Annotated in this window: 1 pseudogene; it reads left to right on the top strand. The window is 53.2% G+C overall.

The features are described from left to right. Positions 1–36: 36 nt before the first annotated feature. Positions 37–1556: pseudogene (locus D8U70_RS06540) on the top strand (IS3 family transposase). Positions 1557–1604 lie beyond the last annotated feature (48 nt).

The raw sequence follows: 1604 nt of genomic DNA, 5'->3' as shown, positions 1-1604 counted from the left end.
TGACTCAACCATTCATGGGGGCGAAGGTGTCTAGCAATGCCGAAGCGTTATGACGATGACTTCAGAGACTGGGCTGTTCTTCAAATGATGCCGCCCTTAAACCGTTCCGTAGCAGAGCTCGCCGTTGCAATCGGCGTCACCCCACAGTCACTGCGAAACTGGAGGCAAATGGCTAGAGATAAAGGATTGATTGTTCCTGGGAATAATAAAACCAGCAATCAGTGGTCCAGCGCCGACAAATTCAACGCCGTTCTGGAAACCGCGCCGTTGAGCGAGGTAGAGCTTTCACAATATTGCCGAATCAAGGGCATTTATCCTGAGCAGATTCAGCAATGGCGCCAAGCTTGCCAGAATGCCAACACTGCGATGGAGCCTCAGCCCAACAAAAAACCGACCACCGAGCAAATACGGATAAAGGAGCTGGAGCGACAACTGCTTCGATCCGATGCTGATTGCAAGGAGGCGGTCGCTTTACTGGAACTCAGAAAAAAAGCCAATGCGATCTGGGGCAAGGACAAGGAAGGCTGATCAGCGCCCCTGATCGTGTGCAGGCTTTGGGCCTGATCGCTGAGGCAGTAGCAAGTGGTGCACGTCGGTTTCGTGCATGCAAAGAGATCGGGCTGTGTTTGCGGACGGTTCAGCGTTGGCGACACTGCGAAGCCGACAAGCGCCAGATCATCAAGCGCGAAGCACCGTCCAACAAACTCAGCGTCGCAGAGCGTCAGGCTGTTTTGGATGCTGCTAATCAACCTGGCTACGCGAGTCTGACACCGCACCAGATTGTCCCGAAGTTAGCTGACGAAGGTATCTATCTGGCATCGGAATCAACATTCTATCGGGTGCTGAAAGAGGCAAATCAGAATAGCCGTCGAGGCCGAGCCAAAGCTCCGAAGCGCCGAGCTTTGACCACACATTGTGCTGATGCCCCAAATCGAGTTTGGTGTTGGGATATCACGTGGTTACCCACCACCGTTAAAGGTCGCTTTTACTACTGGTACATGGTCAAAGACATCTATAGCCGCAAATTAGTGACCAACGAAGTACACGAATCCGAACGCGCAGAACATGCATGCGTACTGCTTGAAAAAGGATGCTTACGAGAGCGTACGGCGGGTCGTCCGCTGATACTGCACTCGGACAACGGTCACGTAATGAGAGGCTCGCTTCTTCGAGAAAGCATGATTGCATTGGGCGTCGAACCGTCGTTCAGCCGACCCCGAGTAAGCAATGACAACGCCTATGCCGAAGCGCTTTTTCGTACGGCTAAGTATTGCCCGCTGTGGCCCGAGCGGCCCTTCGACAATCTCACGGAAGCACGACTCTGGGTGCAGAAATTCGTTGAGTGGTACAACGACGAGCATCGTCATAGCGCCTTGAAATACGTGACGCCCAATGAGCGTCACGAAGGCAAGGCACCTGCGTTACTGCAGGCACGGGAGAATCTTTACAAGGCAGCCAAAGCAACTAACCCCAGCCGTTGGAGCGGCGAAGTACGTAATTGGAAACTCGCAAACGCTGTTTACCTGAATCCAGAGCGCCCTGAAACAAGGGCGTAATAGACTCCTAAAACAGCCGTGAAGCGACAGATACGTTGACACGCACCG

The sequence above is a fragment of the Pseudomonas sp. Sample_20 genome, assembly GCF_004307585.1.
GTDB lineage: Bacteria > Pseudomonadota > Gammaproteobacteria > Pseudomonadales > Pseudomonadaceae > Aquipseudomonas > Aquipseudomonas atacamensis.
This window is presented reverse-complemented; position numbering and strand designations above follow the sequence as displayed.